25 protein-coding genes are annotated in these 23,017 nt (G+C 50.6%); 17 read left to right on the forward strand and 8 right to left on the reverse strand.

What is annotated here, in order from left to right; translation table 11 throughout:
- Nucleotides 1–31: 31 nt before the first annotated feature.
- From AN477_RS19540 to AN477_RS19560, 5 genes are all read left to right on the forward strand, one after another.
- Nucleotides 32–844: a cytochrome c oxidase subunit II gene (locus AN477_RS19540; protein ID WP_054970869.1), complete on the forward strand. Its 813-nt coding sequence runs from the start codon at nt 32–34 to the stop codon at nt 842–844.
- A gap of 54 nt (nt 845–898) precedes the next feature.
- On the forward strand, nt 899–2,770 hold the full coding sequence (locus tag AN477_RS19545; RefSeq protein WP_054970870.1) for a cytochrome c oxidase subunit I: 1,872 nt from the start codon (nt 899–901) through the stop codon (nt 2,768–2,770).
- Nucleotides 2,770–3,378 (forward strand): cytochrome c oxidase subunit 3 family protein, encoded by a 609-nt coding sequence (locus AN477_RS19550; RefSeq protein ID WP_054970871.1) that lies wholly within the window; start codon nt 2,770–2,772, stop codon nt 3,376–3,378. The genes AN477_RS19545 and AN477_RS19550 overlap by 1 nt, the downstream gene beginning before the upstream one ends.
- Nucleotides 3,379–3,445: 67 nt before the next feature.
- Nucleotides 3,446–3,643, forward strand: a complete 198-nt coding sequence (locus AN477_RS19555; RefSeq protein WP_054970872.1) for a hypothetical protein — start codon at nt 3,446–3,448, stop codon at nt 3,641–3,643.
- Nucleotides 3,640–4,164, forward strand: a complete 525-nt coding sequence (locus AN477_RS19560; RefSeq protein WP_054970873.1) for a hypothetical protein — start codon at nt 3,640–3,642, stop codon at nt 4,162–4,164. Before AN477_RS19555 ends, AN477_RS19560 begins: the two co-directional genes overlap by 4 nt.
- Nucleotides 4,165–4,222: 58 nt before the next feature.
- Here the strand turns inward: AN477_RS19560 and AN477_RS19565 are convergent, their stop codons facing one another.
- Nucleotides 4,223–4,606: a DUF2512 family protein gene (locus AN477_RS19565; RefSeq protein ID WP_054970874.1), complete on the reverse strand. Its 384-nt coding sequence runs from the start codon at nt 4,604–4,606 to the stop codon at nt 4,223–4,225.
- Between the two features lie 198 nt (nt 4,607–4,804).
- Here AN477_RS19565 and AN477_RS19570 point away from each other — a divergent pair, with 198 nt between their 5' ends.
- Nucleotides 4,805–5,290: a hypothetical protein gene (locus AN477_RS19570; RefSeq protein ID WP_083486495.1), complete on the forward strand. Its 486-nt coding sequence runs from the start codon at nt 4,805–4,807 to the stop codon at nt 5,288–5,290.
- Between the two features lie 132 nt (nt 5,291–5,422).
- Here the strand turns inward: AN477_RS19570 and AN477_RS19575 are convergent, their stop codons facing one another.
- The gene (locus AN477_RS19575) at nt 5,423–5,647 is read right to left on the reverse strand and encodes a hypothetical protein (protein WP_054970875.1); all 225 of its coding nucleotides are present in this window, start codon (nt 5,645–5,647) and stop codon (nt 5,423–5,425) included.
- Nucleotides 5,648–5,877: 230 nt separating this feature from the next.
- Here AN477_RS19575 and AN477_RS19580 point away from each other — a divergent pair, with 230 nt between their 5' ends.
- The 8 genes from AN477_RS19580 (at nt 5,878) to AN477_RS19615 (ending at nt 14,383) form a co-directional block, all read left to right on the forward strand.
- Complete coding sequence (locus AN477_RS19580) at nt 5,878–6,072, forward strand: hypothetical protein (protein ID WP_157062079.1); 195 nt, start codon at nt 5,878–5,880, stop codon at nt 6,070–6,072.
- Between the two features lie 333 nt (nt 6,073–6,405).
- A complete protein-coding gene (locus AN477_RS19585; RefSeq protein WP_054970877.1) occupies nt 6,406–8,832 on the forward strand; it encodes an AMP-dependent synthetase/ligase in 2,427 nt (808 codons plus the stop codon).
- A 192-nt stretch (nt 8,833–9,024) separates the two neighbouring features.
- Complete coding sequence (locus AN477_RS19590; protein ID WP_054970878.1) at nt 9,025–9,534, forward strand: hypothetical protein; 510 nt, start codon at nt 9,025–9,027, stop codon at nt 9,532–9,534.
- Nucleotides 9,531–10,046, forward strand: a complete 516-nt coding sequence (locus AN477_RS19595) for a hypothetical protein (protein WP_054970879.1) — start codon at nt 9,531–9,533, stop codon at nt 10,044–10,046. Before AN477_RS19590 ends, AN477_RS19595 begins: the two co-directional genes overlap by 4 nt.
- A 15-nt stretch (nt 10,047–10,061) precedes the next feature.
- Nucleotides 10,062–10,895, forward strand: a complete 834-nt coding sequence (locus AN477_RS19600) for a hypothetical protein (protein ID WP_054970880.1) — start codon at nt 10,062–10,064, stop codon at nt 10,893–10,895.
- 25 nt (nt 10,896–10,920) lie between these two features.
- Entirely contained in the window at nt 10,921–11,451 is a 531-nt protein-coding gene (locus AN477_RS19605) for a hypothetical protein (RefSeq protein WP_054970881.1), read from the forward strand.
- Between the two features lie 219 nt (nt 11,452–11,670).
- A complete protein-coding gene (gene asnB / locus AN477_RS19610) occupies nt 11,671–13,572 on the forward strand; it encodes an asparagine synthase (glutamine-hydrolyzing) (RefSeq protein WP_054970882.1) in 1,902 nt (633 codons plus the stop codon).
- A gap of 46 nt (nt 13,573–13,618) precedes the next feature.
- Entirely contained in the window at nt 13,619–14,383 is a 765-nt protein-coding gene (locus AN477_RS19615; protein ID WP_054970883.1) for a GNAT family N-acetyltransferase, read from the forward strand.
- Here the strand turns inward: AN477_RS19615 and AN477_RS19620 are convergent.
- On the reverse strand, nt 14,373–15,416 hold the full coding sequence (locus AN477_RS19620) for a CapA family protein (protein ID WP_054970884.1): 1,044 nt from the start codon (nt 15,414–15,416) through the stop codon (nt 14,373–14,375). The two genes, AN477_RS19615 and AN477_RS19620, sit on opposite strands and share 11 nt — an antisense overlap.
- Nucleotides 15,417–15,651: 235 nt before the next feature.
- Here AN477_RS19620 and AN477_RS19625 point away from each other — a divergent pair, with 235 nt between their 5' ends.
- A complete protein-coding gene (locus AN477_RS19625; RefSeq protein ID WP_083486514.1) occupies nt 15,652–16,914 on the forward strand; it encodes a UDP-N-acetylmuramoyl-tripeptide--D-alanyl-D-alanine ligase in 1,263 nt (420 codons plus the stop codon).
- 185 nt (nt 16,915–17,099) lie between these two features.
- A complete protein-coding gene (locus tag AN477_RS19630; protein WP_054970885.1) occupies nt 17,100–17,405 on the forward strand; it encodes an aspartyl-phosphate phosphatase Spo0E family protein in 306 nt (101 codons plus the stop codon).
- A gap of 237 nt (nt 17,406–17,642) precedes the next feature.
- On the opposite strand, the gene AN477_RS19635 is transcribed toward AN477_RS19630, so the two are convergent.
- The 3 genes from AN477_RS19635 to AN477_RS19650 all read right to left on the reverse strand — a co-directional run bounded on the left by AN477_RS19635 (nt 17,643) and on the right by AN477_RS19650 (nt 21,235).
- Entirely contained in the window at nt 17,643–18,944 is a 1,302-nt protein-coding gene (locus tag AN477_RS19635) for an amino acid permease (RefSeq protein ID WP_054970981.1), read from the reverse strand.
- A gap of 319 nt (nt 18,945–19,263) precedes the next feature.
- Nucleotides 19,264–19,467 carry a hypothetical protein gene (locus AN477_RS19640; protein WP_054970886.1) on the reverse strand — a complete coding sequence of 68 codons (204 nt, stop codon included), beginning with the start codon at nt 19,465–19,467 and terminating at the stop codon, nt 19,264–19,266.
- Nucleotides 19,468–19,825: 358 nt separating this feature from the next.
- On the reverse strand, nt 19,826–21,235 hold the full coding sequence (locus tag AN477_RS19650; RefSeq protein WP_054970888.1) for a purine-cytosine permease family protein: 1,410 nt from the start codon (nt 21,233–21,235) through the stop codon (nt 19,826–19,828).
- 72 nt (nt 21,236–21,307) lie between these two features.
- Here AN477_RS19650 and AN477_RS19655 point away from each other — a divergent pair, with 72 nt between their 5' ends.
- Complete coding sequence (locus tag AN477_RS19655; protein ID WP_054970889.1) at nt 21,308–21,538, forward strand: hypothetical protein; 231 nt, start codon at nt 21,308–21,310, stop codon at nt 21,536–21,538.
- A 128-nt stretch (nt 21,539–21,666) separates the two neighbouring features.
- Here AN477_RS19655 and AN477_RS19660 read toward each other — a convergent pair whose 3' ends face one another.
- Together AN477_RS19660 and AN477_RS24775 are read right to left on the reverse strand one after the other, a co-directional pair.
- Nucleotides 21,667–22,266, reverse strand: coding sequence for a transglycosylase SLT domain-containing protein (locus AN477_RS19660; protein WP_054970890.1), 600 nt, complete (start codon nt 22,264–22,266; stop codon nt 21,667–21,669).
- A 219-nt stretch (nt 22,267–22,485) separates the two neighbouring features.
- Entirely contained in the window at nt 22,486–22,659 is a 174-nt protein-coding gene (locus tag AN477_RS24775) for a hypothetical protein (RefSeq protein ID WP_157062081.1), read from the reverse strand.
- Nucleotides 22,660–23,017 lie beyond the last annotated feature (358 nt).

The following is a 23,017-nucleotide window of genomic DNA, read 5'->3' on the forward strand; positions in this document are numbered from 1 at the left end:
CACTTACCGACAGTAAGGCAGGGGATACGAAATGATTGATTTAGTTGTCTTTACAGTTTTGTGGGTCTCGGTGTCGCTATTGTTTGAGTGGATTTTCCACACGCTCGTACATTACGGTGTGTACTACTACACCGCTACGACGCAAGCTGTTGACGGCGAACATGCCGTAGCGTTTATCCTTTACGTCCTGGCTCCCGTTATAGCATTCGTCGTGCTCATGCTCGTCTATGACTTGATTCGGTTTCGTGCACGTAAAAGCGACGGAGTCCTGCGCAGCCGACATCAGTTTCGAACAAACAAGCTGTTCATCGGAATCTGGGTACTCATTAGTATTGGATTGAACCTGCTCTTTTTCGTCCACCCTTCTGCTTCCGCGCTCGAGCAGATGTTCAATTCTGAGCAAGCTCGTTTGAACCGGCAAGACCTAGAAGTGGACGTAGTCGCAAGACAATGGCAATGGTTCTTCAGTTACCCGCAATACGGTATCGATGACGCCCAGGATGCAAATGGAAACAGTATTCTCTATTTACCTGTCAACAGAAATATTAAGTTCGTGCTACGGTCATACGATCCGTTTCACACCTACGCTCCGTACAGCGGTGTGATCCACGGATTTTGGATCCCTGCGTTCGGACTGAAGCAAGACATTATCCCAGGGGAAACTCGTTACATGTACGTACACACGAGTAAAGTCACCTCATACAACGTAAACCCAATGGTCCGTGTTCAGTGTACAGAAGTATGCGGTCCGGGACATCCATTCATGGTAGCCCCCGTGAATGTCGTCTCTGGCAACGATTTTCAACAGTGGGTCAATCAGCAGAAAAAAATGGAGGGGCAATGAGTGTACGTTTGAGGTTTGCACCCGCTGCATACTGAATCGCGAAGGGAGATTTACATGAGTTCGATTTTTGCAGATATCAGTCAATCAGAAGCTCTGCGAAGAGGACGACGCATGCTGCCGCCGGTCGTACGAGGCTTGTTCTGGGCAGCCATCGGCTTTTTTATCGTGAACACTCTTGTCAGTGAGGTCCTTGATCGCACTCCACTCGCTCCCTACGTAACAAAGGTGTCCGTGACATTTGGCTGGACTGCAGCAACTTGCGGATGGCTCCTAGGTGTGGGCGCCTGGGAACTGGTTGTGAAACCGTACTTTGGATCTCCCGTAGAGTGGGATGTCCCGAACGACTGGCGCCGTTACTTTATGATGAGCCTCGATCACAAAGTGGTCGGAATTCAGTACATGGTTACTTCCGTTGCTGGTTTCTTCATTGCGGGGTTAGCCGCAATGCTCATGCGGTTTGAACTGATGCAAGGGAACTTGTGGACATTCCCGACACCCAACGCCTATCTCTCTACAGTTGGAATTCATGGAACCATTATGATGTTTTCTTTTGGTACCGTGATGTTGGTCGGTGGTTTTGGGAATTATCTCATCCCCCTGATGATCGGATCAAACTCATCCGCATTTCCTCGTGTATCAGCCATCAGTCAGTGGTTGCTGCCCGTTGGAATTGTCACGGTCGCCCTCAGTCCTATTTTGGGTACTTGGACAACCGGCTGGCGTGGATACGCTCCTTTGGCAGAACAAGACCCGAACGGTATCGTGTTTTATTACCTGGGTGTGTTTGCCATGACGACTTCATCACTCTTGGTCTCTATCAATCTGACGGCGACTATTCTGTTTCAACGCGCAAAAGGCCTGACATGGAACCGAATCCCTATGTACGCTTGGGGAATCCTCGCAGCGAGTCTTTTGAACATTATCTGGCTGCCTGAAATACAGATGACGTTCATCCTTGCACTGCTAAACAATATTGTCCCGCTGCCGATGTTCTCGCAAATTGGAACACCACTCACGTACATGGAGGTCTTCTGGTTGTTCGGACATCCGGAGGTTTACATCGTGGTGGTTCCAGCATTTGCACTCTGGCAGGAGATCCTTCCTGTCATGGGGCAGAAGACGTTGTTCGCGAGATCTTGGGGTGTACTCGGCCTTGTGTTCGTGATGATGTTCAGCGGTCTCGTTTGGGCTCACCACATGTTTACAAATATGCGCAATGACCAGATGCTCCCGTTTTCGTTCTTCACTGAAATGATCTCCATCCCAACAGGGTTCGCTTTTTTGGTTTCGTTGGGAACTGTTTGGAAATCGAGACTTCGGCTCACCACACCAACACTGCTGGTATTCATGAGCATGTTTAACTTCCTCATCGGGGGCGTCACAGGCGTGATGCTGGCTGACCCCGTGATTAACCTGCAGACCCACGACACATTCTTCGTGGTCGGTCACTTCCACTATACAATCATTGGTGCCATGGTATTTTCGTTCATGGCCGCAGCGTACTACTGGTTGCCGCGATTCTCCGGTCGAATGTACAACGAGTTTTGGGGGAAGGTAGGGGCAATCTGGGTGTTCATCGCGTTTAACGCGGTGTTTGGGCAGTTCTTGCTGATTGGCCTGAGAGGGATGAATCGCTGGGTGCCTGTGTACCCCAAGTATCTGCAAAACATGAACTTCGAGATCTCGTTGTTCGCCTTTTTGCTAGGACTCGGGTTTTTGTTTAATTTGGTCTACTACATCTGGGTGTGGCGTTACGGAAAGCGAGTCGATGCGAACCCCTGGTCAGCTAAAACGCTTGAATGGCAGTCGACTTCGGCGCCTGGCGAAACCAATTTTGACCCGCCGGTTCAAGTGCTGATGGGTTTCTACGATTACTCCGACGAGCGTCCGGTATGCAAGCCCACGTCACCTGCGGAGGTGTCATGATGGCTGGAAATGAGCAGAAACATCCTTTTGAAGCAGAGCCTTGGACTATCATTCGTCGCCCTGCCATATCTGAATTGACACCTAGAGAGTTGCGGTTGGGAAGGTTTGGCGCAGCGTTGTTCGTCATTTCTCAAGCTATCCCTTATTTTGTCCTCGTGAATGTGCGATGGATGCTTGCGGGAAGCTATATTCCGGCAGGTATGAACCAATGGGTTGGGGGCCTATTGCCGACGATCCTTCTCGTGGTTGGTATTCTTTTCGCCTGGTTGGGTGTACATGCGAACCTAGAGGGACGTAAAGGTGCTCTTCAGGGGTGGTTTACCGTCAATGTCCTGCTCGGTGTCGCAGCGATTGTGATACTGCTCGTCGCACTCACGACGTACCCGTTCAATACGCTAAGCCACTATGGATCCATTTATGTTACCTGTTTAGGCACAGCTGTGTTCTACACCATTGTCTCAACTATCGTCATGCTTGGTGTCATCTTTCGGTCCGCTGCAGGTCTCGTTAGCCCGCGAACGCCATATGGACCTGAGTCTGCTGCGGTGACTTGGACATTTAACGCAGTGGCATGGTTTGCCCTCTATCTGGCGCTGTACGTCATCTAGGCGGACACTGAACCATCGCATTTTCATCAATCCCCGTGAGCTGAGTCTTAGAATTGGAGGGACATCTATGAACGGTTTCTGGCCAACTGCACCCTTTTACATCCCCTATAGTACAGGCATGCCAAATGGATGGGACCTTGTCTGGTGGCTGTTTCAACTGGGAATCATGTCAGGGCTACTTTGGATGCTCTACAGCGTCGCTACTGGTGTAGATCGGGATTTTGTCCGAGCCGAAGACGAATCAAGGGAGGACAAATCGGTATGAGATTCTACGACACACGGGCTTTTAAGCGTACAGTTCGGACTGCCGTTAAAAGAATCCCGATTGCAAGTCTCGCAATAACGGCGTTTATCGGAACGAGTGGATTTCGGTTTGTTCCTGACATCGATAAGTCGAACCACAAAAATATTCCCACGTATAACAACGCACAACTAAATGATGCTAAGGTAACCCCAACAAACATGATTCCACGCCCTGAACTTGCGACGGGACTGATGAAACACGTCCATGATATCCATTACGCCGTGGTCATTCAGGGCAATGATCGGCTTTATGCGGGTGTGGAATTGGAGGGTCCGAAGCGTAATGTCGCAGCTGCGCTGGAGCGAGCCGCAGATTGGCTCGCTCGCCAAGAACCAAGCCAGATTCGTGTATATGTCAGCGCAGATCCAACACTCGTGAATCACTTTCATCGCTTTGCCGCAGACCGTCTTGCTCACCTTGATGTCGGCAGCGATGTCGTACTGGCAGATATTGAGCGCAACTTTCCTGATGCCAACAAATAACTCTGCGGCCTACCCATCGCTTACCGGGTTTATCCCGTGACAGGTGAATCACATCGTGTCAGGCCAGGTGTCCGTCCGGGAGCCGGCGCTCCCTAGGTAACACCATCCTGTGCATGAATTCCTCAAAGACAGCGAGGAGAATTGCAATCAGCTCAGCGACGTAAAACGGGACAATGGTGCTGTCGGACAATCCTAAAGACAGTAAGCTAATGACAATGAGGTACCCCATCTTATCAACGTAAAGAGATGGAAAGCTGCCCATGTTCGGGAGCACCAGCCAGTCGAGAATCAGACCGAGGACGGCAACAGCTGCCGCTGTAAGGATAATCTCCCAAAAATAAGTGTAAAGTGTATAAAGCACATTGGCGACGGTAAGAACCACGGCGGTCAGAACAAACTTTAGAAGTACATCGGCCCAAGGCAAGCGAATATGCACACCCACGTACCATTCCCCCTTTCGTGTTCAAGCTCAGTGTGACCGCAAAGCCCCCTGCCCATACAAGTTCATCAAGAACAGAGCACTTCAAGTTTAAGGTGCACATTGACTCAAACAACGGTGAAAGTCGGTGCATGGATGTTAGGCTCGTGCTAGAACGCAGACTCGTACGAGGTCATACGGTGGATTGAGGAGATGATGAAGATGCCTGACATTCACATCGAGTCCCGAACCATCCGTGACATTGTGATCGATCCGGCACACGCCGACCGGACGGAGTCTGAAACATTCCGCAAGGCAAAAGACCGGCTGAAGGAAGACTGCCATTATCAATGTTGGATATGCGGTGCGACTGAAAACCTCCAGGTACACCACTTTGCAGTCGAATATATGCACAAACACTTGGCCGATCTCGAAAAAGTGAAGGAGTTTGTCGAGGAGTTCGATCCGTACGGATATGGGCGACTTTTGCGTCACAAACCTTTGAAGAGCGTCGAGGAGGTACGATGCCTGCTTGTACTATGCCAGGCCCATCACACTGGTGTTGATCACGAGGATGGGAACAGCGGCACCGGCATTCACTCAACTACCTTTCCCACTTGGCTCATTCAAAAGCTGGCCAAGGAGGGGAAGAATCCCGTTCCACAACCGGGAGAAACCGCGAAGCAGGTGGAGAAACACGTACAGTAGCCACGACTTTGGATTGCCAAAGGAGAAGTCATTCATCGAAGTCATTCATCGAAGTCATTCATTGAAGTCATTCATTGAAGTCATTCATTGAAGTCATTCATCGAAGTCATTCTTTATTGTCAATTATGATTGTCACAATGTGACGTGCGACGGGGCTAACGCTTGAATTGCACTTGCACGTGACCGATAGTGAAACCACACATCTCCATCGGTATTCCAGAGCACCCATTTATACCACGTTGGTGTCTTAGTGACATACCATACGTGTCCATCTGCTGAGGTTACACGTTCTGAAGCTTCGACAAGTGCTTTCCACGTCGTAAAACCTAAGTGGCTCGCCAGCAATGCCTGGTTCATGTGATCCCCTCCAGATTGTGTGATCGGCTCCAGCCTTCGCCGTATCACGTTGACGACCCCAATTGTCGTCCACCTGTGCCTAGTGTAACGTCCTCATGTTAAGAAGCAGTGAAGCGGTTGTGGATTCATTGTGTTCACTGTGACAAGTGTCGTGGACAACCAAAGTGATCCGCGCATACACAGAAAATAGGACATCGGGTGAGGGAAGTCGTCCGAAGGAAGGTGACATGTTGGATCCGATTATCGTTCTTGCCTTGATTGGGTTGATGGTGGTCTTGGCTGTTGTCGGTGTGCATTTACTTGGCCTTCTGCTGGCGATCCTGCTGGTTCTGTTGGTGCTCGTTTTGCTTGGAGCTTTCGGTGTTCGGAGTCCAGTGGCTGTTCGCAGACGGCATTATCGACGAAGACGCAGACGTCGAAAATAGAGCGATACAACTCACATCCATGGTTGGTGGAAGGAAGGCCCGCTGTGCGGGTCTTTCTGTTTTCTGCTGTCCCTTGAGCGGCGTACGGTTTCTCATGGGCTGTAAAGCCGAAGCCGCGCGCACGAGAGCCAAAGTTCACCTTAAAAAATTTACGCAAAGTACCCCCAACAAATAACAGATTAATTCGAACAGTTGTTCAAAATGGGGATTCAGTCGACTCGGGTCTTGACGAATTCTAGAACTCATCTTTGACCGTGCAACCGTTTTTTTCGACAACTCTCCAGGCGAAGAGACTCAGCCTGGTGTCCCAAACACTTATCAGGGGGGATGATGTTGAACGTTGTTCAATTATTTCGTGCGTCAGTAGTCCGAAATCCCCAGCATCCGTGCCTGCAATTTAAAGAGGATGGACAGTATCGAACTTGGACGTACGGGTTCGTGTGGGAACAGGTTATGAAGGTTGCCGCAGGCCTGAAAGCGCGTGGAATGGGTCGGGGAGACAAGGTCGCAATCCTCGCTGAATCTTCCCCAAACTGGGTGCTCTGCGATTTTGCCGTGATGGCCATTGGCGCGAGTGTAGTACCAATTTACCCTTCTGTCACGGCACCGCAAGCAGCATTCATCTTGAAAAATGCGGACGTCAAGTGCCTGTTGGCCGGCTCGTGGGACCTGGTTGTTGACTTAGTGCCGCTGTTGCCACAGTCTGTCTCACGTGTTGTGTTGTTCGAGGGAGAAGAGGTGTCATCTTCCGTTGGTGTCGAATCGATGAAGCACATCATTGAGACAGCAGATGTCTCATCTTTTGACGAACGGCAGATTGACGACATTCCGGCAACTTCAACGGCAACCATTGTGCACACCTCTGGAACGTCGGGCACCCCAAAGGGCGTCATCTTGTCACATCAAAATTTGAGTTCGAACATTGAGGCTTGCTTGTCTGTTCTGCCAGTGGAACCAAGCGATATCAGTCTGTCATACCTGCCTTTGTCGCACATATTCGAACGAACGGTCGGTCATTTTTGCTTATTTACAGCCGGAGCAACAGTCGCTTATGCACAAGGGCTCGATACCATTCAGGCTAACCTTCAGGAAGTTCGACCTACCGTATTGGTTACGGTACCGCGCCTCCTCGAGAAGGTGTATGCGGGGATTTTGCAACGCCTTCAGGAGAAACCGGCATTTCTTGCGAGGTTTGTCCATGCCTGCATCGAGGCTCCGATGGGCACTTGGAAAAGCAAAGTGGCCGATCGCCTTGTCTATCGGCAGCTGCAGCGAGGGCTCGGCGGTCGTATCCGTGCCGTCGTGTCAGGCGGGGCCGGCTTAGCCGCAGATATCGCCTCATTCTACCAAAAGGCGGGTATCCCTGTTTGCGAGGGCTACGGCATGACGGAAACCGCACCCGTGATTGCGGTCAATACGCTGGAGTCCATTCAACCGGGAACGGTAGGTAAACCTCTCCCAAACCTTCAGATTCGGATTGCAGACGATGGAGAGCTTTTGGTCAAAGGGCCGAATGTCATGAGTGGTTACTATAACAATCCGCAAGCAACGTCTGAAGTCATCGATTCCGATGGCTGGCTTCACACCGGTGACATTGCTGAATTGGTCGATGGTCGGGTGCGTATCGTGGAGCGTAAAAAGAACCTGCTCGTGTTAGCCACAGGGAAGAATGTGGCCCCGTATCCAATCGAAAACGCCATGACCCTCAGTCCATATATCGTGGACACAGTGTTGGTTGGAGACCAGCGAAAGTATGTAGCCTGTCTGGTTGCTCCAGATTTTGCAGCTATTGCAGACAAACTCGGACGTGAGGGTCATTCTGAAAGCGATTACCCATCGTGGGTTTCAGATCTAGAGGTACGCAGGCTCCTGCAGCGAGAGATTCAGCAATCAGTGACTGGATTTGCGGAATTTGAGCAACCCAAACGTGCCGTTCTTTTGACAGCCCCGTTCAGTATTGAGAGCGGAGACTTGACGCCGACGTTAAAAGTCAAGTCGAAAGTGGTGTTGGAGAAATACCAAAGCGAGATCAATCAGATGTACGAGGGTATTTCCTTCCTTGATATCTTTGGCGATCCGGAGACGGGCCTTACAGGCTCAGTCCCTCCGTCTCCTCCCGATCAGATTACACATGTTCCGAATGTCCCGTACAGCGGTGTGGAGACCGCAGCCTCGGCAGGGACAGAAACCAACGCGAATATTGCTGCAGATTCCATGAAGAGCAAGCGCAAAAAGCGGCGGTGGGGCATGTGGTTCGGACTCGCTTTGGTTGCAGCAGTTGGTGTCCTCATAGTCTTGGTCGGTCCGCCAAAGTTGCCAGCAAACCTCAATCTCCTTGCCACATTGGGTCAGGTCAAACACAACAATGCACAGATTGACAAAGCCAACAACCAAATTGTCGGGGAAATGGGCAAGGTGCAAAATCTGTCGGGACTGAGTCCGAAACTTGCCACGCAACTCGGTACACTGTCAAGCGGTTTGCATCAACAAAACAACAGCTTAGCTGAACTGCAGAATTTGAGTGTAGATGAGATTGGGCTGAGCAAGCAGTTCGCCAATCTTGCGTCCACGATGAACAGAAACCTCGGCAGTGTCGCTCGAACAACCAAGGGTCAGTCAGATGCCGCTGCAAATATGAGTCAGACGGCGAAACAACTATCATCCACCGCTGCAAACATTGCAAACACCAACCAGCAGATAGCCAGTAAGTTAAACGATGCAACCGCCAAGACACAGACTGTGGCGAGTGAGGTGCCGTAACGAGCGCACCGGTTCCCGTCCTTCAACCTCGCGGGATTACGGCCAGCACGTCCGAATTCAGAGTTCGGTCCGTGGTACGCTGATCCGCTGATGAGAACTATACGGAGACGGTATGTCGTCCGCGGATGGGAGTCACATGAGACCTGTATGCTGATGGGAGTCACATGAGACCTGTATAAGGAAGTGATACGTGTGCTTGGAAAAGTGGTAAGCAGCGTTGGTGCCGTGGTCGTACTAGGTCTCTTGGGCATGACAGTACCGACAACGGTCCGATTGAGTCAGCTTGACGTCGGATTACGATCAAGCCTGCATTCTACAAGTCAGCTCGTCGATGTTGAATCAGCCATTATCCAAAATAACAAGAGTTTGACGACACTGATGAATACGGCAAACAGTATGAATCAGACACTGCGGACAACGAATCAGACGACAGGACAATTAGAACAAAATATCGCTCTCATCAACAAGTTGAATGAGCAAACCTTGCAGATCAACGACTCCATCGGCGGACAGACAAAGGCAGGTGCTGCTCACCTCGCATCAATTGCCGCATCGCTGCATCAGCTCGACGGCTCGATGACCAATCTTGAACAGACGCTCAGTGCACTCGGCGGAATGGTTCAGCAGGATGTAGGCAATATGAACCAGATGAAACAGGCTGTTCACAGCATGAACAGTAAGGTTCCGGGGGTGGCAGGATGAAGGTGACGTGGATCGGGATCGTGCGTACCATCATTCCCGTTGGACTATTGTTACTCGGCATAAACGGCCTTGTGGAGGTTCGGCTGCAGAAGGACATGGCAGCAAAGACAATCACGCTTACGAAGCAGGTCAGTCAGGCCAAGTCACTGTCCGGCCAGCTTGGAGAGGGGCTTGGAGGGCTGACGGAATTACAAAAGACGACCGAATCAATGCAGGCAACCCTGGTCCAAGTTCAAACCGCATCTGCGAACATGGCATCGGGGCTGGCCAGTCTCTCGCAGACAGTCACAGGGATTAATCAATCCGTATCGACAATCAAAACCGGCGTCGGACAATCGCAATCGGATATTCAATCAATTTCGGCGTCAGAACTGCACATTCTTAGTACGCTTGGTCAGCTGAACCAAATCAATGGATCCGTGGTGAATAACCTCGGCGTGATGTTGGCCGACGAAGACAGTATCCGCCAAGATCTTGTTCAAATGAATCAAAAGACGGCCTTGATTCCATGACGAGGAGGGATAACAATGCAACTTTCGTTTGAGACCTTCTTGCGGCAAAAGAAAGCGTTTGCCGTCTCAGGATTGATTGCTGCCATCTGTGCTGCTGGCGCAGCCGCAACACCGCTTGTGCAGCATCTCCCGAAAACGGGAAACATCTTTTCGATGGTCAGTGCATTAAAAGGGACGACCGGTCAGATTCTGACGAACACGCGAGCACTGAAATCGCAAGTGAATCACGTCGAGAGTCAGCTTGGCAGCCTCAGAACTCAAGAGCAAATCCTGTCCCAACAGACTGCGACCGGGCAAGCACTGGCGGGTCAGCTACAGACCCAAATAGCGCTGACAAGTCAAAACGTCAGTCTGATGCGACAGATTCTCGGTGCTGAAAAAGGTACGGCTGGAGTCACCAACGTGGTTCGGCAACAGTCGAGTCAGCTGTTGACTCAGATTAACCAGAGCGCGAGTGTACTTCGAGGTCTCGCCGGCACCATGGAAACCACGGGCCAGGAAAGTGACACTTTGAATGCTCAACTGAACAGCCTGCTGGCAGAACTGCAATCATCTGAGCAGGAGTTTCGCGTGTTCGGCCAGGTCAATCAATTACTACTCTCAGGCCAGAGCCCGGTGAATCTGCTTAAGAATCCGCTTGGGACTGTAACCAAGTCACTCGGGTCCACAGGTGCATCCACACTAGCATCCGGTCTCGGCTCTGTTGCAAACAGTGTGACGAGCGGCTTGACTGGTTCGTCGGGGGCGACATCGAATGGTTCATCGGGATCGGCATCGACGAACTCATCGGGATCGACGTCATCAAATCACACAGGCTCGGGCTTGCTCGGCCTGCTTGGTGGCCAGTAATAGAGGGTGAAAGGGGGATATCAGGATGCCCGTCACACGCGTTATTCGCATCCTATCCTGGTGTGTATCGCTGGTTGGCATCGGGCTGTTCGGGTACACCATGACCGAGCAAACCAGCATTCAGGGACAGATGAACCATTCCATGACCCAACTGAACGGTGACCTTCAGGCGACTGTACCACTTGTGGGGAAGACCGCAAAAGCCCTGAATCCACTGACGGCGACGACGTCTGCCTTGGCGACAATCGAGATACAGGAGGAAAAGACGGTACAAAACCTCGCTCTCATGAATCGTCACTTGCAGGCGATTGGTGCGAGTGAGCAGATGATTTTGTCTGGGATGAACAGCGTCTATAGCACGACAACCGCCGTAAGTCAGAACATTGGAAGTGTGAGCAGGGCGAACGGAGACATCCTGACCGCGTCCACGACCTCGGCATCGACAGCAACAACAGAGGCGGGGCGACTCGGTGCGCTCAATCAGCAGACCGGGGCAGTCATTAGTCAACTCCGCCAGCTGAATACCAAACTGGCTGCACTGAAATTGGTACCTTAAGCTTGCTGGGTGAGATTATAATGACAGTAACCGTGAGGCCCCTCAGCGGGCCTTTTTCACTGCCTAAGAATTGATATTTCGTGATTTTATGGAGATACTTCACTCACCACCACAAATTCTTGACAAGTCAACATATTCCGTTGACAGTTCGCGCAAATCCGATTGACATTCTTTTTTTATACTCACTTCACAGCCAGCGAAAAGATCTGAGGTGTGGATATGTGCGGAATATGCGGCGTGTATCGAAATCAGGGGAGACCCGTTGTGGTCGAGGAACTGCGGACCATGGCCGACACCATGATGCACCGCGGACCAGACGAAGACGGTTTTATGGTCAATGGCAGTATCGGCCTAGGGTTTCGTCGGCTGTCCATTGTTGATTTAGCGCATGGTCATCAGCCTATGACCAATGAGGACCGTTCGGTCTGGGTGATATGCAACGGAGAAATCTATAACCACAAGTTCCTCCGGGCGCAGATGGAGTCCCGCGGGCACGTGTTTGCTTCCAGTTCTGATACAGAAGTCATTGTGCATTTGTACGAGGAGTATGGCATCGATTTAGTTCAACATCTGCGAGGGATGTTCGCTATCTCCATCGTTGACTTGAAATCAAGAGACCTTTACCTGATTCGTGATCCGTTTGGTATCAAACCACTGTATTTCTCCCATACGTCTGACGGATTGACGTTTGCATCCGACTTGCGAAGTTTGTTGGCAGTGCATCCATATTTCTCGTTGAACGAGCAAGCGATGTGGGACTACTTTACATTTCAATATGTTCCGGCGGGGGAATCCCTGATTCGCGGGATTGAGAAAGTTCCGCCTGCTCATATTCTTCGCTACCGTGATGGCACATTGTCGCGCTATCAGTATTGGCGTCCAGAATATAAACCTCGCTATGACATGTCCTTTGACGACTTCACCGAGGCGTTGCGGGAAGGCTTACAAAAAAGTGTACACAGCCACCTGCAAGGTGATGTCCGTGTCGGTTCTTTTCTGTCAAGCGGCGTAGATTCCAGTACGCTCGCGGCAATTGCGGCTCGTGAGCAGGATTTAATGACGTTTTCTGTTGGGTTTGAGGATGCTGCGCCACACCTTGACGAATTGAAATTTGCAAAGCAGACAGCGCAACTGCTTGGTTTACGTAATGAGTTCGAAGTTATCTCCAGTAAGGATATTTGGACGGACTTGCCAGTCATGTTGGATGCCCTTGAGGAACCGCTCGGCGATCCCAGCGCATTGGCACTCTATTATCTGTCCGAACTGGCGAAACGTCATGTTACGGTCGTGTTATCCGGTGAGGGTGCGGATGAACTGTTCGGCGGATATCCCATTTACCATGAGCCAAAATCTCTTGCGCTGTTCAAACATCTGCCGAATTGGTCGACAACGTTGGCGAGGCGCGTAGGCGAATCCATGCCGTATGGGATGAAAGGGAAAAGTTTTTTGCTCCGAGGCACCACACCGCTCGAGCGGCGATTTCTCGGAAACATTCACGTTTTTCATGAAGACGTGAAACATACCCTGTTTGAATCCGGCGCCTTTTTACGTGAACCGAATCCGACCTATCGGATCACAGATCCCATTTACCGGCAAAATCATCATGTCGATGAGATTACTCGGATGCAGATCATCGATCTCAACACGTGGCTGCCTGGAGACATTCTTTTAAAGGCAGACAAAATGACGATGGCGCACTCTCTTGAGTTGCGCGTACCGTTTTTGGACACCGATTTGTTCGAACTTGCTTCTACTGTTCCAACAGAGTATCGAGTCTTTGAAAAGCAAGGCAAATATGTTCTCCGGCAGGCTGCTGCGCAGTGGCTGCCAAAAGAAGTCCGTGAGCGACCAAAGCTCGGTTTTCCTGTACCCTATCGAAAGTGGTTGCGGGAATCGATGGGCCAGCTCTTGTGGGATGTGTTCCAGTCCAGCTCAATTCGACACTACTTCTCTGCTCGCTACGTAGAAGACATGCTCCTTCAGCACCGCAGCGGTGCTCGCGACTACGGTCGAGAGCTATGGACACTACTGTCCTTTTTGATGTGGTACCAAGTGTTTGAAGGGCGAGTCCAAGTGGGCCAAAATGCTGTAGAATGGCAACAGGTGGGACCAGCGAGCTAGGGCACACACGAAACGGCATTTGTGTTTTGTTCATACGGAGGGCTTTATGGAAGAAGATATTCAAGAAGAAAATATTCAAATTGTCGTGCTTGGGTCAGCCAGACATTTCACTGATGCTGCCGTGCGTATGCACAGGGCGATTTTCCCGGATGAGTTTATTGTTTCACTCGGTCAGCGGTTCCTGAGGCGGTATTACCATGCGTTTTCTGAGAGCCCGTATGGTGTCGTGCTTGTAGCTGTACGGGGCAAAGATGTGGTCGGCGGTTTACTCGGCTCGGTTGATCCGGTCCAGCACTATCGGAGGCTGACACGAAGGCATGGATCGACACTCGCCCTCTCGCTGTTGATGAGCGCTTTGGCACGTCCGAAGGTGGCCAAAGCGCTTGTAGAAACGCGTTTAAAACGATATGTGCTTGGCGTTCTTCGGCAACTTTCGCCAGCGCGTCATCAACCACCAGCCCAGTCAGCGGAGTCTGCGTCACCATCGCCAGCAGAGTCGTCCGCAAATGAGACAAGCCTGAATCATCTGCCAGCAGACCCTCGTGTTGGGGAAATTACGCATTTGTTCGTTGACCCGGAATTAAGAGGACTCGGCATTGGGGCTAAACTGGTATCCGTGTACGAGGAGAAGGCTCGACATTCTGGCGTTGATTGCGTGGAGTTGGTGACACTCCCCTTCGAAGAAGGTGGAGCCGGACGGTTTTACGAACGTCTGGGCTGGCGCGTGAAGAGTTCCATCACCAGCCGCAGTGGAGAATCGTTTGAGTTGTACGAGAAGTGGTTCCAGGGTGACAGTTTAGCTAGACCTTAAGATGAACACTGGTGTTTCGGTTCACGGTGTGCATTGTGCGGATATCACTTTTCGTCAACAGACCATCCGGGGTTTTCAAGTACTTGCGTACTGGCAAGACGCGAAACTTAACCCTGGATTTGGTGTGTATTTTGTGTACCCAAGTCGGAATTCCAGTTATCTTCTGCATGGTCACTGTTCCGTTACTTTGTTTCTGAAGCTGGAGGTTCATAATAACCCCGCTGGCTGAATAGGGATCACTCATCATTTTGTCGGAGATGAAGTTGCCGAGTGAATAGATGGCAAACTTTCGCTTCTTATTCCCGTGACTCTGTGCCACCCACTGTAAGGTTGTGGGTTGTAGAACGTGCGGATGAACACCAAACACAATATCTGCACCGTTCTGAAAAGCATGTTTCACCAAGGCCTTCTGACGCGCATTTGGATAGCGGTGAAACTCTTGCCCAAAGTGATAAACGACAATGACGACATCGGATTTCTGTTTGATTCGTTTTAGGTCAGTCTTAATCTTCCCCATATGAATGTAGTTGACTGCGTAGCGTGCATCTGCTGGTACCTTGTTTCCATTTGTTCCGTAGGTGTAGGATAGAATACCAACACGTATGCCTTTTACGTTTTTGATGAGGTATTGTTGTGACTCCGCATAGGTGCGGTAGGTCCCCGTATGTTTGATACCGACCTTGTCGAGTACGCCAAGCGTTCGCCGCAAGCCGGAAATGCCTCGGTCCATGCAGTGGTTATTTGCTGTGACCAACACATCAAAACCAGCGCGTTTCAATGCGGGAGCGAGCTCATCCGGGCAGTTAAACATAGGCCAACCTGTCTTTGGCTGACGTCTTTGATAGGTTGATTCTCGTCCGGACAAGGTTGTCTCGAGATTGCCGATTGTCAAATCCGCTCTGCGCAGGAACGGGGCAACCGGCTGGAACATGCTGTCAAATGAATACTTGTTCTGACCAGCCACTTTGGCTGCATGGATTTGCCGTTGCCACATCAGAATATCCCCGACGGCTGCAATGTGGATGACCGTCATACTTCGCCCCCCTTGTATGATGCTATACCCTCCTAATGAACGACACACCAACGCCCCAACGCCCTGTGAACGACACGTTGACCCTGCTCTACATACCGTATGTGAAATATTCTCGGTCTTGTAAGGATGGAGACCTATACCACAAACGCCTCTAGACCATATATTTGGTGCAGATTGGTCTCCGCATGGGTACGGAGTATGAGATGGGGGAGGCCAAGCCGGAGGGATGGTGGACATGGCTGAGACCTTACGTTTGAAGCGGCCGGTGATTGCGATTACAGGCAGCGCCGGGAAGTCGACAACAAAAGAGATGATTGCGGCAATCCTCTCGACGAGATGGAGAATATTCAAATCTGCAGATAACTGGAACTTTTATACCCATACACAAAAATACCGCAGGCAAATCGGGCCAAACCACAGGGCTGTTGTACTTGAATACGGGATGTCGGGTGCAGGGCATATCCGCAAACATTGTAAGATTATCCAGCCCAATTACGGGGTGATTACAAACATTGGCACTGCCCACATTGGCGCGTTCGGCGGCGATGTCAAGAAACTGGCCCGGGCAAAGTCTGAGTTAATAAGGTACATGAAACCGACCGGGACCATTGTCATTAACAGAGACGATCCGAACACAAAACTCATGGATAAGGGAAATTTCCACGGTCGTACGATTACGTTCGGCATCCATAATGAGGCTGTATATCGGGGCAGCAATGTCCGTTATGCAGCTGGCGGGATGGCCTTTGACTTGAAGACGGGCGGCGGGAAACAAACCTTTTACATCCCCATTTCAGGACGACATCATGTATACAACGCTTTGGCGGCGATTGCGGTAGCTCGCACACTTGGGTTTCGATACGACGAAATTAGGATGGGTTTGAGGCGTTTTCGACGGATGGCGCGTCGGATGACCATACGGCGGTTTTCCAGGAGCATCACTGTGATTGATGACAGCTTCAGTTCCAATCCCAATGCAGCCATTGCCGCGATCGACACCTTGAGTCAAGTTGGGAAGGGTTCAAAAATTGCCGTGCTCGGCAGCATGCTAGCTCTGGGGAAATACGCAGTACGTGGTCATCAAGAGGTAGGGCGCCACATCGCGAAAAAGGGGATTGCACACCTGTTTACAATCGGACGGTTTACACCGGCCATTGGTAATGCTGCCATTCGGGCTGGGTTCCCGAAGTCGAGGGTACACCACTTTACCGACCGAAGTGCATTACACCGAAAATTAGTGCAGACCATAGGTCCGAATACAACCATCCTTGTTAAAGGATCCCATGCGGCCGGCATGACGCTCACCGCAGACTTCCTGACAAGACGCCTTGGCAATCCCTCTGCAACAGGAAAAACGAAGCCTGTCGGTGTGAAAGCCAAGGTCACGGATAGGGGGGTGGCGCGAAAATCTCGGGGGTCTACAGCCATGAGGGCTGTAAAAGGGGCGAAATTGCGCCGCCAGCGCAAGGGCGTCCGACGCAGGAGCGCTGTATCATAACGTCCGGTTATATTTGAAATTGAGCTGTACAGGATAATTTTGAATACGATTGAGATGTCACAGAAATTTCAATGGTGGGATCGACGGGATTCGACCTCGATCGTCAAACTTGTCACACATTCCCCACGAATGCCGCAGTATAATGATGACTGTTGTGACGAGTGGAAACGGTGAGGGATGGTAATATGGCAAGCATTGTAGAAATTCCAGAGTATTTGCGGTCCAAGATGATCCAGGTGGCAGAGGACGTCCAGTCTCTGACGCATCCGGACGTGATTGCAGTAAGCCAACAATTGGACCGCTATATTCTTCAAGCTCAAAGGGTCATGGCAAATCCTGAGTTGGTCCGGGGCGGTACAGGACAATCGACATGGACTGTCACTGCAGGGGATGCGATGGGCGCTGCTGCCAGTGTAAACAAGTCGTCGTTTCTCAATCGGTCATGGGAGTCAGGTCTCATCTCTGGACTTTATCCAAGCCCAAAGCAGTAAGACAATAATCAGGGCTCCAACTGCCGGAGTCACGATATCTTTCAGAAAAAGTGCGATGTAATGCATAAAAACCCGTCTCCATTCGTCTAATCTGCTGAAGGCTATGAAATAAGGATAACTTGTTTGGAAGCGTCGAGCAATCGATAAAAATAGCACTGCTCCCAGGCTCATTCATGGATGAGCCTGGGAGCAGTTTTTTTGTCTTCGCCTGTCAGGAAGGCGCACTGGCAATAAGGGCTAATTCGAGTCAGTAGTGCGTCGTTTTGGGTCTTGCATAAAGTAGCCAACCGTTACGAGTGCGAGCACAATGACCATCACAATTGTTCCCCAAATCGGTGTCGTTGCCACTACGCCGATGAATATCGCCACAAGCGCAAAGAGGGCAAACCAACTCCCGATCACGCTGCCACCTGTTGACGAATGTGGTGCGCCCTTACGCTGGCTGCGACTCTTCAGGTGAGCGGCAGCAATCAATATCCAGACCAGAATCACTGAGTACCCAGGAATGGTCATGAGATATCCGAACGTGTTGCCTTTCGCAAAGAACGCGACAATCACGCCAACATATAAGAATGAGGTGCTGACAAGCAGTGCTCGAATCGGAACTTTGCGATTTGAGAGCTGCGTAAAAAAGCGAGGTGCCTGACCGCTCAGGGATTGGGTGTAGAGCATGCGGGACGCTGCATACATCCCCGAGTTCGTGGCAGACAGTACCGCGGTCAACATGACAAAATTCATCACACCAGCCACGTAAGGGATGCCGACTGATTGGAACACAGTTACAAATGGACTGTTTCCTGCTCCAAGGTGATTCCATGGTACGAGACTTACGATGACAAGAATCGGAAGCACGTAAAACAGCAGAATGCGGAAAATCACCCCTCGTGCTGCGCGAGGGATAATACGCGCCGGGTTGTCTGTCTCGCCGAGTGTCATGCCAATCATTTCGGTTCCACCAAAGGAAAACATCACAACGAGGAGCGATGATGCAAATCCGTTGAGTCCGTGTGGAAAGAAACCGCCAGCGTCCGTCAGATGCGAGAAACGAGGGGCGGGTTGTCCGTGGAATCCGGTAAACAGCAAGATGATGCCAAAAATCACGAAAAGGGCGAGGACCACAATCTTGATGCCAGACATCCAGTATTCTGTCTCTCCGTAGACACCAACTTGAAAGAGGTTCAATACGGTCATTACAACAGACACAATCAGTGCAAGCAGCCAGACAGGCACGGTTGGAAACCAGTACGTCAAAAAACCTGCCGAAGCAGCCGTCTCTGCGGCCATGACAAGAACCCAATCAAGCCAGTAGATCCATCCTGTCAGATGTGCAGCGAAGGGACCAAGCAGGGGATGGATGAGTTCACGGAATGTTCGGGCCTGGGGGTGATGTACTGCCATTTCTCCAAGTCCCTGCATAACGAATAGCAAGATGAGTCCACCAAGCAAGTACGCTGCAAGCGCACCTGGTCCGGTTTGGTTGATAGACGTGTCAGATCCTTTAAACAGTCCGGCTCCAATGGCTCCCCCGAGAGCCATCATGATGATGTGCCGTGGTTTTAGCTGGCGTTTCAGGTCTTGTGTGGTGGCGTCGTGGGTACCGGCAGTGGCTTGCGTCCTTGTTGCAGATTCTTTGGTGTTACTCACTCTTCTCTTCTCCTCTCAGCTTATCTAAGACTGTACGGGCTTTCGTTTGGGGGAAGCCAAACACAAGCAAATAACACAAGCAATGGATGCTTGTGTTTGCCATGAATGCTTTGAACTTGTTCTGATCGAACGGCAGGCTGTCAGATCTAAGGTGCGTTCACGGGCGCCCCTAATTATACGTGAAAGACAAGGCGGATCAAGCGTTCAAGCCATTTCACCAATTCACGAAATACTCGATACTGGCGCCTTGACTGTCGACCCACACGTGGTCTTTGTCGATGTCCTCTAACTGAAATCCATATGCATTGCAAAATCGTTTAATCGCCTCTGAGTAATGCTCCGCGACGATATCGGCTCGTGTGGGTGTCGCATACGGAGTTGGGTCGCTGTAGACCTGCCAGAAACGATAATTCGTCACTTCAATCCAGCCTCCCTCAGATGAGTCTAACTGGATTAGACACGAACATACGTTCGTGTATCAAGAAGGCCTAGGCTTCCTGGACAGCAAACTGTGCCTCGTACAGGTCACGATAGAGCCGGTTATTCTCCAGCAATTCCTGGTGGGTGCCTTCACCAAGATTAGGTTGGCACTCAGGTTGTTCGATTGTTTTACAAGTGTCGCGCGTTTGAACGCAATGTGTCAATGCGAGATGAGCACCATAGAGACACAACAAAAGAGCGATATCTCACTTACTTGAAATACCGCTCGGGAGAAACAAGATCGGTCCTAAGGATTGGCTTCGACCGGCCTTGGGTATGGTTTGACTTTGTTGTCGTTAAGAAACTTGAGAGGCAGACCTTTCATCACTGTCTTGTGCCGATGCGGTTGCAGAAGCCAAAGACCGCTTCGCTGCAAATAGGTAAATTGCGCCTGCAACAAGCACGCCAACTATCCAGGAAATATCTCCTCCATGAAGCAGTTTTGCAATACCGCCTTCATGGAGTGTCGTATTCATAAAAGGCATTTCAGCGAGAAACCCAACGACATACGCCATCAAGGCTACCCAATTAAACTTCCCGTATTGACCGCCAGGCCGAAAAATGTCCGGAATATCATATTTTCCTTTACGAACGAAGTAGTAATCCGTCAGGTTAATCGCCGTCCACGGAACCAAGAAGTCGATGAGCACGCCAAGAAATGCATCAAAACTGCTTAACAAACTGCCTTTTTCCAGAAACGCGAGGTACGTTCCAATGATGCTGATGGGAATGATGAACCAGACCCTAAGCGCGAGTGTTGGTTTGAGCTTCCGTAAAAATGTGCTTGTAATCGTCAGTGAAGACATAAATCCGCCGTAGATATTGAGCGCGTTGATACTCACAATTCCAAGAGCGGCCGCAAGCAGGACCAGAATTCGGAACCACGGACCGAGAGTGGACCCAAGCGTTGCGAATCCCTTAAGCACATCACTGCTCGGAGATTGGGCCTGCATCACCGCCCCTAGGATCATCATCCAACTGTTTGAGATCACAATCCCAAAATAGGTGTACCAAAACGTTGACTTGACCGTGGTACTCTGTGGCAAATATCGGGAATAGTCGGCCACATACGGTGCATAACCTAGCGTGTTGATCACCGCCAGAGATATGCTGAGTAAAAATGGCCCCAGGATAAAACCTGGGTGAACCGCGCTGGCGGCAGCCGCCTGTGTGTGCCCGACTGGACTTCCGATGATGAGCAGGACGGTTACGACTGCAAATACGGCCGTGAAAAAATACGACATCCAGCGGTTGAACTTGTGAATCATGTTATATCCAGCGAGAACCAAAAGGAAAACTGCAGCAGAACTAATCAGAATACCCGTACCGACAGAGACATGCAGCAGCATCGCCAACGCTTGCGCCCCAATGACTGCACCAGCTGCATAGAAGCCCAAGTACATCAGAACGACCATGATAAGTGGAATGACAGCGCCGTAATAACCAAACTGCGCTCGACTCTGTATCATTTGAGGGATGCCTAAATGTGGACCCTGAGCAGAGTGATACGCCATAAAGATGGTCCCAATTAACGTTCCAATGACGACGCCGAGTACAGCCCATGTCAGGCTGAACCCTGGCACGATGGCCATAAGCCCCGTTGCGACTACAGCCATTTGAGCGTTGGCACCAAACCAGAGAAAAATCAGGTCTGAAGCCTTGCCATGTCTCGACCATCGCGCGGTGATGAACCAAGCGTTCTTCATCATCTCTTCATATCGGCTCAACATGTAGTTAAGATTCAGATCTTACAATTTAGGCAACTGGAGGTGAAGCATTTGCTCAAGAGGCTTCAGGATAAGACTCAAGATGACAAGGTGCTCGGTCAATGGAAAAACTTTCTTGGCACATCAGAAGTGGTGCTCTCGATTGTCAAGGAGGGCGAGTCTGTCCTGATCATCAACGTAGAAAAACGCACTCAGACTCATGGAGAGGTTAACTATGGACGCTTGGAACTGACAGAACAGGACTGGAAGCTTTTTGGACGGGAGATGGGGTGGATCGTGTAGATAGGTGGTGAGGTTATGGGCTGTGAGAGGCAACAAATACCTCGACGAGACGGAACAAGAGGCCGTCCCGAGAATGACGGAACAGCCTCTTGTGATCCAAAGAAGTTTGAAGCAGTACAAGTAGTAACTTAGTAACTATCGGTGAAGTTAAATTCGCCGTTGGTCTTTGTCACATGAATATCAGGGATCGAACCCCAGCTGAGATAGGTATTGCCGTCATAGACAATGCCTTGCACTGTGTGTCCATCAACGGAGAATTTACCGTTACCGAGGTACTGGTGTGGGATATTCCACTTGGAGAGGGCAGTCCATAGGAGATACGTGGCGTTATGGTTGGCGATGGCAGGGAAGGGTGTGTCGTTTACATGAACATTCAGGTGCGGGTATGACAATTGACTGACTGCGTGGGCAGCGGCTTCAGCGACACTCCAATATCGTCGATACGATCCGTTTGTGTAGGTAGTCCATGCACTCCAATTGGTTCCATGGTCACTAACCGAATACGCCATGCTTGCATTAAAACTTGGATTCAGAAGAGCCGATGGATTACCACGGGCATGCATTTCATCGATTTGCCATAAACCAAAACACGTATCTGTCGGGCTTACCGCGGAAGTGTCGAACGTTGACTCAGCATCGGCCACTGCTACAGCTGTCACCAGAGCGTTACCCCGAAAACCTGCATCATAAGCATAATGGGCGACCTGCATTGGAGCTAAAAAGGTCAATTCGTTCTCCCCTTCGTATCAAAGTGTAGACCGTATGTTCCCCCTTTCGTAAGACGTTAAAATAGAGACCAAAATAGAGTTTCGGTCGATGAGACTGCGGTGTGTGGGTGCATGGGTTATTTCCACAATGATTAAATCATTTCTAATCATCGAGCAAGACTGGCGAGAACTCGATAGAAGACGTCATATGGTATCACAGTAAGCGCACATTGAGTAGGTTCACTTTCGACGTTGTCGTTTCCATCGGTCGATTCTCTCCATTTGCCACAAGGCCCACATTCCCACGAAGACGTCGAAGAATACACCGCCTAGGTGCCCTTGAATGATATCGAGAATTGCGAATCCGATGGCTAATATAACTGAAAACCACATGAGACCTATCGTCCACCGCATCGACAGCATCCCTCCGAACATTACTCGATGCAGTTAGGGTGGTTGACACTAAGCTCGTTCATGCTCCACTCGACCTGTGAAAACTTCCCGCGCTATGCACGTTTAGACAACGTGGACCTTGCGTCAAATGTGACGGGATATACCCAGTCAACAAAGAGAGGCGGTATCCCAACTTCTGAGATACCGCCTCATACCACGATTCTTTTGGTGCCGAGGACCGGACTTGAACCGGTACGGGGAGTTATCCCCGGCAGATTTTAAGTCCTGTGTAGGTTGTCCCCTCCACCCACGAATCCCACTTAACCTTTCCGATAATCCGCGCCACGTAAGGTTTTTTTGAGAAAGTTTCCCGAGTGTG

The sequence above is a fragment of the Paenalicyclobacillus ferrooxydans genome, assembly GCF_001399675.1.
In the GTDB taxonomy this organism is placed as follows: domain Bacteria; phylum Bacillota; class Bacilli; order Alicyclobacillales; family Alicyclobacillaceae; genus Alicyclobacillus_B; species Alicyclobacillus_B ferrooxydans.

Coding starts and splice junctions, on each gene's coding strand:
- AN477_RS19575 (WP_054970875.1), bottom strand. CDS start 5,647: ATGAACCAGGCATTGCTGGCGAGCCACTTAGGTTTTACGACGTGGAAA.
- AN477_RS19545 (WP_054970870.1), top strand. CDS start 899: ATGAGTTCGATTTTTGCAGATATCAGTCAATCAGAAGCTCTGCGAAGA.
- AN477_RS19630 (WP_054970885.1), top strand. CDS start 17,100: ATGGCAAGCATTGTAGAAATTCCAGAGTATTTGCGGTCCAAGATGATC.
- AN477_RS19600 (WP_054970880.1), top strand. CDS start 10,062: ATGCAACTTTCGTTTGAGACCTTCTTGCGGCAAAAGAAAGCGTTTGCC.
- AN477_RS19595 (WP_054970879.1), top strand. CDS start 9,531: ATGAAGGTGACGTGGATCGGGATCGTGCGTACCATCATTCCCGTTGGA.
- AN477_RS24775 (WP_157062081.1), bottom strand. CDS start 22,659: ATGCGGTGGACGATAGGTCTCATGTGGTTTTCAGTTATATTAGCCATC.
- AN477_RS19570 (WP_083486495.1), top strand. CDS start 4,805: ATGCCTGACATTCACATCGAGTCCCGAACCATCCGTGACATTGTGATC.
- AN477_RS19620 (WP_054970884.1), bottom strand. CDS start 15,416: ATGACGGTCATCCACATTGCAGCCGTCGGGGATATTCTGATGTGGCAA.
- AN477_RS19605 (WP_054970881.1), top strand. CDS start 10,921: ATGCCCGTCACACGCGTTATTCGCATCCTATCCTGGTGTGTATCGCTG.
- AN477_RS19560 (WP_054970873.1), top strand. CDS start 3,640: ATGAGATTCTACGACACACGGGCTTTTAAGCGTACAGTTCGGACTGCC.
- AN477_RS19550 (WP_054970871.1), top strand. CDS start 2,770: ATGGCTGGAAATGAGCAGAAACATCCTTTTGAAGCAGAGCCTTGGACT.
- asnB (WP_054970882.1), top strand. CDS start 11,671: ATGTGCGGAATATGCGGCGTGTATCGAAATCAGGGGAGACCCGTTGTG.
- AN477_RS19615 (WP_054970883.1), top strand. CDS start 13,619: ATGGAAGAAGATATTCAAGAAGAAAATATTCAAATTGTCGTGCTTGGG.
- AN477_RS19625 (WP_083486514.1), top strand. CDS start 15,652: ATGGCTGAGACCTTACGTTTGAAGCGGCCGGTGATTGCGATTACAGGC.
- AN477_RS19540 (WP_054970869.1), top strand. CDS start 32: ATGATTGATTTAGTTGTCTTTACAGTTTTGTGGGTCTCGGTGTCGCTA.
- AN477_RS19635 (WP_054970981.1), bottom strand. CDS start 18,944: ATGATGGCTCTCGGGGGAGCCATTGGAGCCGGACTGTTTAAAGGATCT.
- AN477_RS19555 (WP_054970872.1), top strand. CDS start 3,446: ATGAACGGTTTCTGGCCAACTGCACCCTTTTACATCCCCTATAGTACA.
- AN477_RS19650 (WP_054970888.1), bottom strand. CDS start 21,235: ATGAAGAACGCTTGGTTCATCACCGCGCGATGGTCGAGACATGGCAAG.